This window comes from Bradyrhizobium sp. USDA 3256 (assembly GCF_054058275.1).
In genome coordinates this window covers 5361610-5375375 of record NZ_JBSSAE010000002.1, presented here as the reverse complement: position 1 = coordinate 5375375, position 13766 = coordinate 5361610, and the positions used below count along the sequence as shown (strand labels likewise).

Sequence of the window (13766 nt, the reverse complement as noted above, 5' to 3'; positions counted from 1 at the left end):
TTATCGTGTTCCGATCGCCCTGCGTATTGGAAATTTCGAGGTAAATCCGCTGGATAGCGGGATTGCGCGTGACGTGAGCGGGGGCTGCAACATGCATTGGAGCAAACCGTCCCGTCGCTGGTTATCTCCCATCACCGACATGGGCCCTGTTGTGGATGTCGGTGGTTGAACGACCGATGGGGCTCCCACCCGCTCGAGGAGCGGAGCGATGTTAAGAAGGCTTCGTTTTAGGAATACAACGCTGGAAGAAGTGCTGGCAGTCGATACGCAGCGGCCGCGGAAGAGGCTACGGATGCGTGACCAGCCCCCGAGAGAGAGCCGATCGGCAAGGCTGGCCAAGCCGGGGCGGCCGGTCAGTCAACGAACCGACTGACCCTGCGGGATAGCGAGCCGAGCGCAACTTGCGGGGCGGCCCGTGAACTGGTTCGCCGATTGCGGCGACCAATCGATCATGGCATTCGACACCGTCAATTTTCGCAAGATTGCCGCGCTCGTCGTGGCGGCCGGCACCTTGTTCTGGCTCTACACCTTCTACGCCATCGCCCATGTGCCGCCTGGCGACGGCACCGGCTTCCAGTGGCTGGCGGTGTTTCCGCTCGGCATGGTGTTCGGCCTGTTCTTCCTGCCGGCCTGGCTGCTCGTCGCCATCGGCCGATTGCCGAGATTCACCGCGGCGCTTGCGGTCTGTGGCCTGATCGCGTTCGCGGTGCTTTGGGCACAGCTGCTGCAGGAGTTTCCGAGGGCGGTCCTCTAGCGAGCCAGCCGATCCTCATCCGCCGGCAAGCCTGGCATGACATTGCTTCAAGGCTGATATAAGCAGCGTTGGGCGCAAGTCGCGGCCTTCCATCGTCACGGCTGGTCCCGGCCATCCATGTCGGGCGGAACCGCAGGCGTGGATACCCTAACGATTGGCATGTCTTCGGAGACGCGTATGAAAGTGATTGGCCTCGCGGGCTGGAGCGGTGCCGGCAAGACCACCCTGCTGTCGCGGGTGATCCCCTGCCTGCTGGGCCGCGGCCTGCGTGTCTCCGTGATCAAGCACGCCCACCATGAATTCGATGTCGACGTGCCCGGCAAGGACTCCTGGGTGCACCGGCAGTCCGGTGCGACCGAGGTGCTGGTGTCCTCGACGCGGCGCTGGGCGCTGATGCACGAGCTGCGCGGCGCCGATGAGCCGCGGCTGCCGGAGCTGCTCGCCAAGATGGCGCAAGTCGATCTGGTCGTGGTCGAAGGCTTCAAGCGCGAGCCGGTCAACAAGATCGAGGTGTACCGCGCCGCCAACGGCAAGCCGCTGCTGTTTCCCGACGACCCGCGCGTGGTCGGGATTGCCAGCGACGTCGCCGTTGCAACCACGCTGCCGGTCGCGCATCTCGACGACATCGAGGACGTTGCCGAATTGATGCTGCGCGCCGCGATCCCCGTCGACGACGTGCTCGCGTCGGCTCCGGCCGAAGGCTGAAGCGGATGAGGAGGCGGCGTTGACGACGCAGGACGGCTTCGCCATGGTCGAACCATGACGACGACGAAGCTCGATCTCACCGGCCTGAAATGCCCGCTGCCGGCGCTGAAGACGCGCAAGGCCCTCAGGAGCGTGACGGCGGGAGATTTCCTCGAGGTGCATTGCACCGATCCGCTTTCGGTGATCGATATCCCGGCTCTCATCCAGGAGACCGGCGACAAGGTCGAGATCACCGAACGAAGCGACGCCCGGATCGTTTTCTTGATCGAGAAGATCAATGGAGCGATAGGCAATTCGAATGCTGCGTTGCCGCGTACCAGCTAGATGCAGCTTGATATCTACCTTTTGCCTATCGACACCTATTTTCCATTCTGCGCGAATTGATAATGTCCGCCGGGTTGTGGTGATGGAGTTGTGCTCGAGTGTGGGCGCATCGACGGACAACGACTGGGCCTGTGTCCAGATCACGGGCTGCACGGCCGGCATATCCGGTCGTATTGGGGGTTAGCATTTCCGGAATGTGCGTGGTTGGTCCCGACGCATTGAGGAAATGTGCGGAGCTGCCGGCTGACGCTGGCCGCAAGGGGCTGAGACGGGATCGAAGACGCAGATGCGCCTGTCGTAATGGCGGCTGCAGGGGAGGTGTCAATGACCACAGTGAGCAGCGCCGGACGCGTATCCGCCTCAGGTGCAGGTTTCCTCGACAAGGAACATACAATCGCGACAGCCGGCTTCAACCGCTGGCTGGTGCCGCCGGCCGCGCTCTGCATCCATCTGTGCATCGGCATGGCTTACGGCTTCTCGGTGTTCTGGCTGCCGCTGTCGCGCGCGATCGGCCTGACCGCGCCGAAGGCGTGCCCAGACATCTCGCTGGTGCAGGAGCTGTTCACCACCACCTGCGACTGGAAGGTCGCGAGCCTCGGGTGGATGTACACGCTGTTCTTCGTGCTGCTCGGCGTCTCCGCCGCGATCTGGGGCGGCTGGCTTGAGAAGGTCGGTCCGCGCAAGGCCGGCTTCGTCGCGGCGCTGTGCTGGGCCGGCGGTCTCGTGATCGGCGCGCTCGGCGTCTACACGCACCAGCTCTGGCTGATGTGGCTCGGCTCCGGCGTGATCGGCGGCGTCGGCCTCGGCCTCGGCTACATCTCGCCGGTGTCGACGCTGGTGAAATGGTTCCCCGACCGGCGCGGCATGGCGACCGGCATGGCGATCATGGGCTTCGGCGGCGGCGCGATGATCGGCGCCCCGCTCGCCGACAGGCTGATGAACTACTTCAAGACCCCGACCTCGGTCGGCGTCTGGGAGACCTTCCTCGCCATGGGCGCGATCTACTTCGTGTTCATGATGATCGGCGCGTTCCGCTATCGCATTCCGCCGGCCGGCTGGCAGCCCGAGGGCTGGACGCCGCCGACGAAGGCCAACGCGATGATCTCGAGCAAGCACGTCCATCTCGACAACGCGCACAAGACGCCGCAATTCTGGCTGATCTGGTGGGTGCTCTGCCTGAACGTGTCGGCGGGCATCGGCGTGATCGGCATGGCCTCGCCGATGTTGCAGGAGATCTTCGCGGGCAAGCTGATCGGCCTACCCAATGTCGGCTTCAACCAGCTCGATGCCGGACAGAAGGCGCAGATCGCGGCGATCGCGGCCGGCTTTGCCGGATTGCTGTCGCTGTTCAACATCGGCGGCCGCTTCTTCTGGGCGTCGCTGTCGGACAAGATCGGCCGCAAGAACACCTACTACACGTTCTTCATCCTCGGCATCGCGCTCTACGCGCTGGCGCCGACCTTCGCAGCGATGGGATCGAAGCTGTTATTCGTGCTCGGCTTCGGCATCATCCTGTCGATGTATGGCGGCGGCTTCGCCACCGTGCCGGCCTATCTCGCCGACATGTTCGGCACCCAGTTCGTCGGCGCCATCCACGGCCGTCTGCTGACGGCATGGTCGACCGCCGGCATCATCGGTCCTGTCGTGGTGAACTACATCCGTGAGTTCCAGCTTGCCGCCGGCGTGCCGCGCGACCAGCTCTACAACACCACGATGTATATCCTGTGCGCCATGCTGATCGCGGGCCTGATCTGCAACTACCTGATCAAGCCGGTCGATCCGAAATGGCATATGAGCGACGCCGAGGTCGCCAAGCTGCAGGATGCGAGCGCCAGCGCCGCGGCGGCCGGACCGCACGGTTCCTACGGGATCGGGTTCGGCGGGCTCGACGCCAAGGCGGCGCTGTTCTGGCTGTTCGTCGGCATTCCACTGGCGTGGGGCGTCTACATGACGCTGCTCAGCGCGGTCAAAATCCTCTGATCGCAGTTCAGGCCGCGCGCGGGACATCTGGCATCCCGCGCGCGGCCTGAAGCGTTTTCGAGCGACGCGGGTGCCGGATCGCGCGAAGAAGACGCGTCGAACAAGAAGCTCTCCTCCGTTCAATTCAACAGATAATCAAGGGACATTTCAGTCATGTTTCGTACCGCAAGCTGTCTTGTGGCCGCCCTGCTTCTCGCCGGCTCGCTGCACACCGCATCAGCCCAGACCACCGAGGCCAAGCCGTCGAAGGTCAAGCTCACCATGCAGAAGCTGAAGGACATGAAGGCGAAGTGGAAGGCCAACAAGCCAAAGCTGAAGGTCTGCCGCGCCGAGGTGAAGTCGAAGGGCCTGACCGGCGACGACCGCTGGTTCTACATCGAAGAATGCATGGGCAAGAGCTGAGCGGCACCGCTCCGCTATCTGCAACGCAAGAGGGCGTGACGGCGATCGCTGTCATGCCCTCTTGTTGCGTTCGAGACGCGATCACTCCGCGGCGGCGGGCGTCGTCTTGGCGGCCTCCAGCGCGGCTGCGATCGCTTCGTCGACCCGTTCGAGCCAGATGAACTCCAGCTTGGCGCGGGCGCCGGCGGGGATGTCGTCGAAGTCGCGCTTATTGCGCGCCGGCAGCATCACACGGGTCAGGCCGGCGGCCGCGGCCGCGACCACCTTCTCCTTGATGCCGCCGACCGGCAGCACGAGGCCGCGCAGCGAGATCTCGCCGGTCATCGCGGTGTCGCTGCGCACCGTGCGATCGGTCAACAGCGAGGTGAGGGCGGTGAACATCGCAACGCCCGCGCTCGGGCCGTCCTTCGGCGTCGCGCCGGCGGGAACGTGGACGTGGATGTCGCTCTTCTCGAACACGCCGGGGTCGATGCCGAGCTGGGACGCCCGGCTCTTCACCAGGGTCAGCGCGGCCTGCACGCTCTCGCGCATCACCTCGCCGAGCTGGCCGGTGAGGATCAGCGCGCCGCGGCCCGGCGTGCGCGACGCCTCGATGAACAGGATGTCGCCGCCGACCGGGGTCCAGGCCAGTCCGGTGGCAACGCCCGGGATGCTGGTGCGCATCGCGATCTCGTTCTCGAACCTCGGCTGGCCGAGCAGCGAGACGATGTCCTTCGGCGCGATGGTGACGTGGCTGGTGCTGCCCTCGGCGATCTGTACCGCGACGTTGCGCAGCACCTTGCCGATCTCGCGCTCCAGGTTGCGCACGCCGGCCTCGCGGGTGTAGCTGCGGATGATCAGCCGCAGCGCATCCGGATCGATCTCGACCTGCTCGGCCTTGATCCCGTTGGCCTCGAGCTGGCGGCGCACCAGATAGCGCTTGGCGATCTCGAGCTTCTCGTCCTCGGTGTAGCCGGCGAGGCTGATCAGCTCCATGCGGTCGAGCAGCGGGCCGGGGACGCCGTCGAGCATGTTGGCGGTGGCGATAAACACGACGCGCGAGAGGTCGAACGGCACTCCGAGATAATTGTCGCGGAAGGTGCTGTTCTGCTCGGGGTCGAGCACTTCGAGCATCGCGGCCGACGGATCGCCCTGGATGCCGCGCCCCATCTTGTCGATCTCATCCAGCATCATGACGCAATTGCGCGCGCCGGCCTTCTTGATCGCCTGGATGATGTTGCCGGGCAGCGCGCCGATATAGGTGCGGCGATGGCCGCGAATCTCGGCCTCGTCGTGCACGCCGCCAAGGCTGACACGAACGAACGGCCGTGACATCGCGCGCGCGATCGATTGGCCGAGCGAGGTCTTGCCGACGCCGGGCGGGCCGAGGAAGCACAGGATCGGCGCCTTGCCGCCGGGCGCGAGCTTGCGCACCGCCAGATATTCGATGATGCGGCTCTTGATCTTCTCGAGGCCATAATGGTCCTGGTCGAGGATCTTGCGCGCCTCCGCGATGTCGATCGGCTTCTCCTCCGGAATGCTCCAGGGCAGGTCGATCAGCCAGTCGAGATAGCTGCGCACCATGCCGGATTCGGCCGCGGCCTCCGGCATCCGCTCGTAGCGGCGCAGTTCCTTCTGCGCCTGGCTTTCGGCCTCCGGCGGCATCTTGGCCTCCGCGATCGCCTTGGTCAGTTCGGCGACTTCCGCAGCCTTGCCGTCGCCTTCGCCGAGCTGGCGCTGGATCGTCGCCATCTGCTCGCGCAGGATCGCCTCGCGCTGCCGCTCGTCGAACACGGCCTTGGTCTTCTGCCCGATCTCCTGGCTCAGCCGCAGCACCTCGATGCGCTCGGCGAGGTGACGCGACACCTTGTCCATCCGCGCCACGAGATCGATGGTTTCCAGGATGTCCTGCTTCTCCGACGGCTTGATGTCCATGTAGGACGTCGCAAGGTCGGCAAGGGTTGCCGGCGAGGTGGTGCCCTGCAGTGCGGCGATCAGCTCCTGCGGCACTTGCGGCAGCAATTGCGCGGCCTCCAGCGCCTGGCGCTGCAGATTGAGGAAGCGCGCCTCGATCTCGGGCGAGGTGGTGGTCGGCTCCGGGATTTGCAGCACGCGGGCCGCGAGGAACGGCGTGCCCGGCAGATAGTCGAGCACGCGCATGCGCTGCACGCCCTGGCAGACCAGATGGTGGGTGTCGTCCGCACCGGTGATGTAGCGCACGATGTTGGCAGTTGTGCCGACGCGGTACAGCCCGTCGGGGCCGGGATCGTTGGTCTCGGGATCGCGCTGCAGCAGGATGCCGATCGGCCGCTGCTCGCGCACCGCCTGCTGGGCCGCCGCAATCGAGGTCGCGCGGGCGATCGTGATCGGAATGATGACATCCGGAAACAGCACGGTGTTGCGCACCGGGACGATGATCAGCGCGTCGCTCGGAATCGGCGTCGAAGTCGATGCTGGGCTTGAAATGTCTGAGGCAGCCATGTCGAAATCCTTTAGCTCGACTTTCCGAGCCGCAGGCCGACGCAACCATGCGCGGCAAAGCGGCTGATGGTGTAGCGGCCTGTCGGCAGCGCGATGCGGCGCTCGAACCGGCCCTGCGGCAGTTCGAGGCGCAGGATGCGGGCGTTGCGGAGTTCAGGGGGCAGGGTGCGGCGGCCGGAGATCACCAGCGTGCCGCCGTCGAGCGCGGCCTCGACCTCGTCGGGATCGACCCCCGGCAACGCGACCAGGATCAGGATTTCATCCTCGGTCTCGATCACGTCGGTCGGCGGTTCCCAGCTCGGCTCGGTGCTTCCCGCGCGCGGGTGCAAATTGAGGAAGCTCTGGTGCAACCGTTCGGCGCGGGCGAGCGCCTCGATCGCATCCGACAGCATCCAGTTGATCTGATCCTTGGGCCGCATGGGCACTCTCCACGTCGCATTGGGAGGCGAGGTTACCGGTCTTGCCGCCGACCGTAAACCGGCCCCTCGCGCGGTTGATCGAGGGTAAAATTGTCCGAAATCTCGCGAATTGCGGCATGGCTGCGATGCAGCTCGATGTTCTGATCGCTGCCTACAGCCAGCCGGAACGCCTGAACCGCCAGAACAGCGCGCCGCATGCGACCAGCATCAGGCCCATTACGACGAAATAGCTGAACTCCCATTGCAGCTCCGGGATGTACTTGAAATTCATGCCGTAGATGCCGGCGACGGCGGTCGGCACGGCAACAATCGCAAGCCATGAGGCGAGCTTCTTGGAGATTGCCGTTTCCTGCGCCTGACCGACTAGCAGGCTTGCTTCAAATGCAAAGGCGAGCACCTCGCGCAGCGAGTCAATTCGCTCCTGGATCGTGCGCACGTGGTCGGTGACGTCGCGGAACAGCGGGCGCATCGTCTCGCGCACCATGGGGAGGTTGTCGCGTTCGAGTCTGCGGCAGACCTCCACGAGCGGCCCGACCGCATTGCGCAGCCGCAGCAGGTCGCGTCGCAGCAGATAAAGCCGCTCGATCTGTGCCCGCGTCATCGCGCTCGCAAGCACCTCCGCTTCCATTGTCTCGACCTCTTCCTGGATCGTCTCGAGAGCCGGCGAGTAGTTGTCGACGATGAAATCGAGAATGGCATAGAGGATGTAGTCCTCGCCGCGGGCAAGAGCGCGCGGGCAGCTCTCGCAGCGTTCCCTGACCGGCGTATAGGACGTCGAGGCGCCGTGCCGGACCGAGACGATGTATCCCTCGCCGACGAACAAATGCGTTTCGCCGAACGCGATGCTCTCGCCGTCGAGCTGCGCGGTGCGTGCCACGATGAACAGCGCATCGCCATATTGTTCGATCTTCGGCCGCTGATGCGCGTGATCGGCGTCTTCGATCGCGAGGTCGTGCAGCTGGAATTGCCGCTGCAGGTTGCTCAATAGCGTCATGTCGGGTTCGTGCAGGCCGATCCACACAACGTGATTTGGCTTGTTGCGCCAGCTCGCGGCCTCATCGATTGCGATATTGGCGATGCGTCGTCCCTCGACGTAGACGCTTGCCGCGATCACGCCGTCGGAGGAAACAGGCCCGGAGGTTGCGACATTTGGCGATACGAGGTTCATGGTCTCAGCCCTCGGTTATCGAACCCGCTTGACGCTACTTGTCGCCAAAAGGCTAGCACTGAATGGGCGCTGGTCAACACGCAGAGGCGTTGGGTTCCGGCTGGCGCCGGACGGCACAGGCGATCCCATCGCGGGGCTACCCGTCCTTATGCGGCTCCTATGCCGCACCGCGGCGTGCCCTCTCGAATTCCTACGGCCTTCCCAGCATCTTTTGCCGTGATGCGGTGCGCTCGCGCGCGCCGCCAAACGGGAAGGTGGCACATGACCTTGCTCCATTACCACGATGCCCGGCCGCACGGTTCGGCCGGCGCCATGCCCTTGATGCTGCGGCGGACCGTCAGGCGGATCGGCATCGTCTTCAGGACTGTTCACCGCGCGATCGCCGCCGCCAAGATTCATCGGCTCCGCAATGAGCTGCTGCTGCATCGCGGCCACGAGGATTGGGCGCGGACCAACCTCAACGTCGGCATGCTCGGCGGTGACGCCGAGAGATATCCGCGGGCGCCGGTCGTGCTCGGCGAGAAGTGGGACTACTGAGATGCGCGCAGTTTCGTTCATCGCTGCCCTGCCGCGCCGCGCCGCAGAAGGGCTGCTCGCATTCCTCGCCTGGATCGGCGAGGAGCCGATCAGCGGCTACCGGCCCGAGGCGCATTACATGCGCGGTCCGGGACCTGCGTGGCGGGCCAAGCATCGCGGGCGTTAGAACGAGATGACTTTACCCGGAATCGGCGACGGACTCCGCTTCACCTCGCCCCGCGTGCGGGGAGAGGCGTAGGCCGCCTTCGGCGGCCGTTCTCAAGAACGCCGAAGCAAGGCTTCGGCTACGACGCATCGTCAGATGCGTTCCGGGTGAGGGGGAGCCCCCGCAAACGTAGCTATCACCGTGTAAGCGGAGACGGCCCCTCACCCCAACCCTCTCCCCGCAAGAGCGGGGAAAGGGAGCGCGGTGCCGTCGTAGTCGCTACACAGCCCAATCTCATCACGCTTTAGCAGACCAGTTCACGTCGCTTCACGTCGCGGCGCCAGATGATCGAGCAGGTTCATCGGCAGCGGGAAGACCACGGTGGAGGAGCGCTCGCCGGCAATGTCGTGCAGCGCTGCGAAGTAGCGCAGCTGCATCGCCTGCGGCTCCTGGGCGAGGATCCGGCCGGCCTCGACCAGCTTCTCGGCGGCCTGTTGCTCGCCCATCGCGTTGATCACCTTGGCGCGTCGCAGCCGCTCGGCCTCGGCCTGCTTGGCGATCGCCCGCACCATCGTCTCATTGAGATCGATATCCTTAATCTCGACCCCGGTGACCTTGATGCCCCAGACGTCGGTTTGCCTGTCGAGGGTCTCCTGGATATCGGCGTTCAACTTGTCGCGCTCCGCCAGCATCTCGTCGAGCTCGTGCTTGCCGAGCACCGAGCGCAGCGTGGTCTGCGCAAGCTGGCTGGTCGCAGCCATGTAGTCGCTGACCTTGATGATGGCGCGCTCGGGATCGACGATGCGGAAGTAGAGCACGGCGTTGACCTTGACCGAGACGTTATCGCGGGAAATCACGTCCTGTGGCGGCACCACCTGCACCACCACCCTGAGATCGACCTTCACCAGCTGCTGCACCACCGGAATCAGGATGATGAGCCCCGGACCCTTCACCCCGGTGAAGCGGCCGAGCGTGAAAATGACGCCGCGCTCGTATTCGCGCAGCACGCGCACGGCCTGGGTCAGGAATACGATGATCAGCAGCGCGATCGCCGCATAGGTGAAATAATCAAGCATCATGCTGTACCTCCTTCGCCGGGAGAGGCCGGCGCACGCCGTACCACCAGCGTCAAATCGATGATGTTGGCGACCTCGACCGTGTCTCCCGCGGTGAATGTCTCGGTGCTGCGCGCTTGCCAGCGTTCGCCGTTGGTGAAGACGTGACCTGTGGTCTCCGACCAGTCGAGCACCTCGGCCGATAGCCCGCGCATGGCTTGCGCACCGATCCGCACCGGGCCCTTGCGCGCGCGGCGCAGCGCGCCGAGCACGACGAGAATGAGCCCCGTGAACATCGCGGCGACGATGCCGATGACCGGCCATGACAGCCGGTATCCGGGCGCCTCGATCCGAAACAGCATGGCTGCTCCAAGCACGAAGGCGACGATTCCTCCGAGGCCGATCACGACGGTCGGGTTGAAGGCCTCGATTGCGAGCAGCGCGATCCCGACCAGCATCAGGGCGAAGCCGGCGTAGTTGATCGGCAGCATGTTGAGTGCGTAGAGGCCGAGCAGCAGGCAGATCGTCCCGACAACCCCCGGCGCCACGGCACCGGGCGACATGAACTCGAAGATCAGGCCATAGATGCCGACCATCAGGAGAATGAATGCGATGTTGGGGTCGGTGATGACCGCAAGCGCGCGCGCGATCCAGGTTGGATCGATGGCCTCGATCGCGGCGTCCCTGGTCGCCAGGCGTTGCGTCTTGCCGCCGGGGAGCTCGATCGTCCGGCCATCGACCTGCCTGAGCAGGTCGGCCGGGTCGCGCGCGGTGAGATCGATGACGTTGGCTTGCAGCGCGGCGTTGGCAGAGAGGGTGGCGGCATCGCGCACCGCCTTCTCGGCCCAGTCGGCATTGCGACCGCGCAATTCGGCGAGGCTGCGGATGAAGGCAACGGCATCATTCGTCGCCTTCGCGGTCATGGCATCCTTGGTTTCGGACGGATGGCCGCCGTCCTTCTGGTCCTTGCCGCCCTTGTCCGGGGTGCCGCCCGGCAGCCCCGGTATCGGGCCGCCAATCTGCACCGGCGTCGCGGCGCCGATATTGGTGCCGGGCGCCATGGCCGCGAGATGGGTCGCATAGAGGATATAGGTCCCGGCGCTCGCGGCATGGGCGCCGGATGGCGCAACGTAGCCGACCACGGGAACGGGCGAGGCCAGCACGTCGGCGATGATCTCACGCATGCTGGTGCTGAGACCGCCTGGGGTATTCAAACGCAGGATGACAATTTCGGCGCGACGCTCGGCAGCCTTGGCCAGGCCGTCCTTGACGTAGCTGGCTGCTGCCGGCCCGATGGCCCCGTCGATTGAAATGGTCAGAGCAAGACGGCTGTTGTCCGCGGCCGGACCGGGACGGATGGAGATAATCAGCGCGACCAGGACGGTCGCAACAACGAGGGCCGCCTTGAAGGTGGTGTGCACGGCAAGCACTCCCTTGCCGTGCATATGGGGCGCCGTTTCGGAACCTCAAGTTGGCGTCGTGTCACGGGCACCGTGCGCTGATCGCATTGTGCATTGCGATGGCATATGTCGGGTCGGCAAATCTCAATGCGCGGCTGCGAGGTACTCGTCGGCAAGCTCAGCCATCGCCTGCGAGACCTCGGCCTTTGCCGACCCGTTCAATTGCACGATCGGCAGCCGCGTCGCCGGCTGCATGAATCCCAGAAGCGCCAGCGCGAACTTCAATGCGGCGGGATGCTCGCGCTCCAGCAAGGTCGCAAGCGGCACCAGCCGCTGGTGCAACTCCCGCGCCTGATACAATCGTCCCTCGCGGAAATGCCTGTGAACGGCCACGTATAGATCGGGCGCGACGTTCGTCACGACCGAGATGCAGCCATCGCCACCGGTGGCGAGCCAGGCCAGCGAGGAGGCATCGTCGCCGGTCAGCATCCGGAATGTCGCCGGCAGGCGTGAGCGCAGGCGCGCCAGCCGGGCAACGTCACCGCTGCCGTCGCGTAAACCCACGAAGCGCGGCGATGCGGCGAGCTCGAGCAGCGTCTCGTCGGCAAGGCCCTTGACCGTGCGCGACGGAATGTCGTGCAGGATGACAGGCAGGGTAGTGGCCGCGGCGACGGCGCGGAAATGCGTCGCCGTGCCCTGTGGCATCGGCTTGTTGTAATAGGGCACGACCGACATGACGGCGTCGGCGCCGGCCGCTTCCACGGCCCGGGTCAGCGTGACGGCATGACCGGTCGCATTCGATCCGGCGCCAGCGATGATGCGGACCCGCTTGCGCGCGACGTCGGCCGTGATGCGGACGAGCTGCGCGCGTTCCGCAGGCTCCAGCGTCGCGCTTTCACCTGCGGTCTCGCCGACCACCAGCGCGGTGGCACCCGCCGCGATCTGGCGCTCGCACAGCCGGCCGAACGCGTCCGCGTCGATCTCGCCCCGATGGTTGAAGGGGGTCGGAAGATCGGGGATGAAGCCCGACAGCCATCCGGCCAGGTCGGCTTTTGCAGCCGTTTGCCAGGTCATGGGTGGCTCATGCCACGCGGCTTGCGGGGAAGCTCGCGGTCTCGCCGCGCATATCGAGCTCGATCTCTCGCGACAACTCGACGATCATTTCAGGATGCTGGCCGTTCTCGAACAGCGCGTATTTGAGGGCCTGGGCGCGGTTGACGAACAGGCCGCCATAGAGGCCGTTCTGTTGCTGGGCGACCCACTGGCCGCGATGGTTGCGGCCGATGAAGACGACGGTGGACGCGGCGCTACACGAGGGAGGTTCGACGAGTTTCACGGTGGTGGTCCTTCTTGTTGTTTCTGACGCGTTTTCCTCACGCGAACCGGTATCCGGTTCGTTCGAACACGCTTCAGTCACGGTCACGCGATCAATGTCTGATTTGCCGGATATGAAATCGAGCGCGAAGGACGACCGACTTCATAGGAGCGGCATAGGATTTGTGGGGATGGTCTAGAGGCGCTGGACGATGCCGGTGCCGAGCGCACACAGCGCGACATAGGCGGTCATCTCGTCCCAGTGGTTGAGGTTTGCGGCAAACGGCATTTCGCGCTTGGCGATCCCGGCAAAGGCGCAGATCACGGCCGACATCCACAACAACGTGACGAGGCCCTTGCCGAAGCCGGCGCCGGCGAACACGGCAAAGCCGATCATGATGGCAAGCCGGAAGCCGAACCGGACCATGACCTGGACCGACTGCAGCTGCCGCGGCAGTTGTTTGGTGTCCACGGCCGCGCCGCCATCAGCCGATATTGTCGACGAACAGCGGCTCGTACAGCGCCCGCGTGTCGCGACGCACCGTCGGCACGCTGGTTCGGCTATCGTGTGCGGAGATCCGCTGCGCCTCGACGAAGGCGCTGAGGATCGCAAGCGCAAGATCGGTGTGGTGAGTCTCGATCGACTGGTCGAGCCAGTCGGGCAGCTCGCGTTCGCGCGACAATGCGCAGTGCCACTCGCCCTCGTCATAGACCAGGCGGCGGATCTGCCATTGCGGCAGTTCCAGATCGAGCAGCGCGATCGCGGCGTCGGTCCAGGCGCCTGACTGGATCAGCCGCTCGACCCGGCGGGTCTTGCCGCTCTGTCCGACCGAGGGAAAGCGCCGGCAGGTCTGGCTGATGATGTCGGCCATGAATTCGGCTGTGACCGCATAGGCGTCGCGCAGCCGTTCGCCGAGATCGATGGAGGTGTTTTGGGAAAGCACTGACATGGCGTCATCTCGTCTTGCGCGGCCCGGGGTATTGGCCGCAAGCCAAAAATGGCCGGACCGCCATTTGAAAACGAGATGAGGCGGGGGACGGAGATATAGGGATTCCATAAAGACCAAGCTGTCGTCCTGGCGGAGGAACCATTGCCACCGAAT

The 13766-nt window shown here is 65.1% G+C and carries 16 protein-coding genes; 7 read left to right on the top strand and 9 right to left on the bottom strand.

All coding sequences use genetic code 11. The annotated features are described in order from the left end of the window. Nucleotides 1–415 precede the first annotated feature (415 nt). From ACVWY5_RS27320 to ACVWY5_RS27300, 5 genes are all read left to right on the top strand, one after another. A complete protein-coding gene (locus ACVWY5_RS27320; protein ID WP_028332716.1) occupies nucleotides 416–754 on the top strand; it encodes a hypothetical protein in 339 nt (112 codons plus the stop codon). 159 nt (nucleotides 755–913) lie between these two features. After that, the gene (mobB, locus tag ACVWY5_RS27315) at nucleotides 914–1459 is read left to right on the top strand and encodes a molybdopterin-guanine dinucleotide biosynthesis protein B (protein WP_141339621.1); all 546 of its coding nucleotides are present in this window, start codon (nucleotides 914–916) and stop codon (nucleotides 1457–1459) included. A gap of 54 nt (nucleotides 1460–1513) precedes the next feature. Next, nucleotides 1514–1783, top strand: a complete 270-nt coding sequence (locus ACVWY5_RS27310; protein ID WP_028332714.1) for a sulfurtransferase TusA family protein — start codon at nucleotides 1514–1516, stop codon at nucleotides 1781–1783. A gap of 324 nt (nucleotides 1784–2107) precedes the next feature. Then, nucleotides 2108–3763 (top strand): OFA family MFS transporter, encoded by a 1656-nt coding sequence (locus tag ACVWY5_RS27305; RefSeq protein ID WP_028332713.1) that lies wholly within the window; start codon nucleotides 2108–2110, stop codon nucleotides 3761–3763. A 153-nt stretch (nucleotides 3764–3916) separates the two neighbouring features. Further along, complete coding sequence (locus tag ACVWY5_RS27300) at nucleotides 3917–4165, top strand: hypothetical protein (RefSeq protein ID WP_028332712.1); 249 nt, start codon at nucleotides 3917–3919, stop codon at nucleotides 4163–4165. Nucleotides 4166–4246: 81 nt separating this feature from the next. Here ACVWY5_RS27300 and lon read toward each other — a convergent pair whose 3' ends face one another. From lon to corA, 3 genes are all read right to left on the bottom strand, one after another. Beyond that, entirely contained in the window at nucleotides 4247–6625 is a 2379-nt protein-coding gene (gene lon / locus ACVWY5_RS27295; protein WP_028332711.1) for an endopeptidase La, read from the bottom strand. Nucleotides 6626–6636: 11 nt separating this feature from the next. Next, the gene (locus ACVWY5_RS27290; RefSeq protein WP_028332710.1) at nucleotides 6637–7044 is read right to left on the bottom strand and encodes an Hsp20/alpha crystallin family protein; all 408 of its coding nucleotides are present in this window, start codon (nucleotides 7042–7044) and stop codon (nucleotides 6637–6639) included. Between the two features lie 151 nt (nucleotides 7045–7195). Then, entirely contained in the window at nucleotides 7196–8212 is a 1017-nt protein-coding gene (gene corA / locus ACVWY5_RS27285; RefSeq protein WP_028332709.1) for a magnesium/cobalt transporter CorA, read from the bottom strand. Nucleotides 8213–8473: 261 nt separating this feature from the next. On the opposite strand from corA, the gene ACVWY5_RS27280 reads away from it, so the two are divergent. Both ACVWY5_RS27280 and ACVWY5_RS27275 read left to right on the top strand, forming a co-directional pair. Further along, the gene (locus tag ACVWY5_RS27280; protein ID WP_028332708.1) at nucleotides 8474–8749 is read left to right on the top strand and encodes a hypothetical protein; all 276 of its coding nucleotides are present in this window, start codon (nucleotides 8474–8476) and stop codon (nucleotides 8747–8749) included. 1 nt (nucleotide 8750) lies between these two features. Next, nucleotides 8751–8915 (top strand): hypothetical protein, encoded by a 165-nt coding sequence (locus tag ACVWY5_RS27275; RefSeq protein ID WP_157345484.1) that lies wholly within the window; start codon nucleotides 8751–8753, stop codon nucleotides 8913–8915. A gap of 296 nt (nucleotides 8916–9211) precedes the next feature. Here the strand turns inward: ACVWY5_RS27275 and ACVWY5_RS27270 are convergent, their stop codons facing one another. The 6 genes from ACVWY5_RS27270 to ACVWY5_RS27245 form a co-directional block, all read right to left on the bottom strand. After that, nucleotides 9212–9973 (bottom strand): slipin family protein, encoded by a 762-nt coding sequence (locus tag ACVWY5_RS27270; RefSeq protein WP_028332707.1) that lies wholly within the window; start codon nucleotides 9971–9973, stop codon nucleotides 9212–9214. After that, nucleotides 9970–11394 carry an NfeD family protein gene (locus ACVWY5_RS27265; RefSeq protein ID WP_038377250.1) on the bottom strand — a complete coding sequence of 475 codons (1425 nt, stop codon included), beginning with the start codon at nucleotides 11392–11394 and terminating at the stop codon, nucleotides 9970–9972. The genes ACVWY5_RS27270 and ACVWY5_RS27265 overlap by 4 nt, the downstream gene beginning before the upstream one ends. Before the next feature lie 99 nt (nucleotides 11395–11493). After that, nucleotides 11494–12423, bottom strand: a complete 930-nt coding sequence (gene dapA / locus ACVWY5_RS27260; RefSeq protein WP_028332705.1) for a 4-hydroxy-tetrahydrodipicolinate synthase — start codon at nucleotides 12421–12423, stop codon at nucleotides 11494–11496. A 7-nt stretch (nucleotides 12424–12430) separates the two neighbouring features. Next, nucleotides 12431–12685 (bottom strand): hypothetical protein, encoded by a 255-nt coding sequence (locus ACVWY5_RS27255; protein ID WP_028352033.1) that lies wholly within the window; start codon nucleotides 12683–12685, stop codon nucleotides 12431–12433. A 174-nt stretch (nucleotides 12686–12859) separates the two neighbouring features. Further along, nucleotides 12860–13135, bottom strand: coding sequence for a hypothetical protein (locus tag ACVWY5_RS27250; protein ID WP_028332704.1), 276 nt, complete (start codon nucleotides 13133–13135; stop codon nucleotides 12860–12862). A gap of 13 nt (nucleotides 13136–13148) precedes the next feature. Continuing rightward, nucleotides 13149–13613 (bottom strand): hypothetical protein, encoded by a 465-nt coding sequence (locus ACVWY5_RS27245; protein ID WP_028332703.1) that lies wholly within the window; start codon nucleotides 13611–13613, stop codon nucleotides 13149–13151. Nucleotides 13614–13766: the final 153 nt, after the last annotated feature.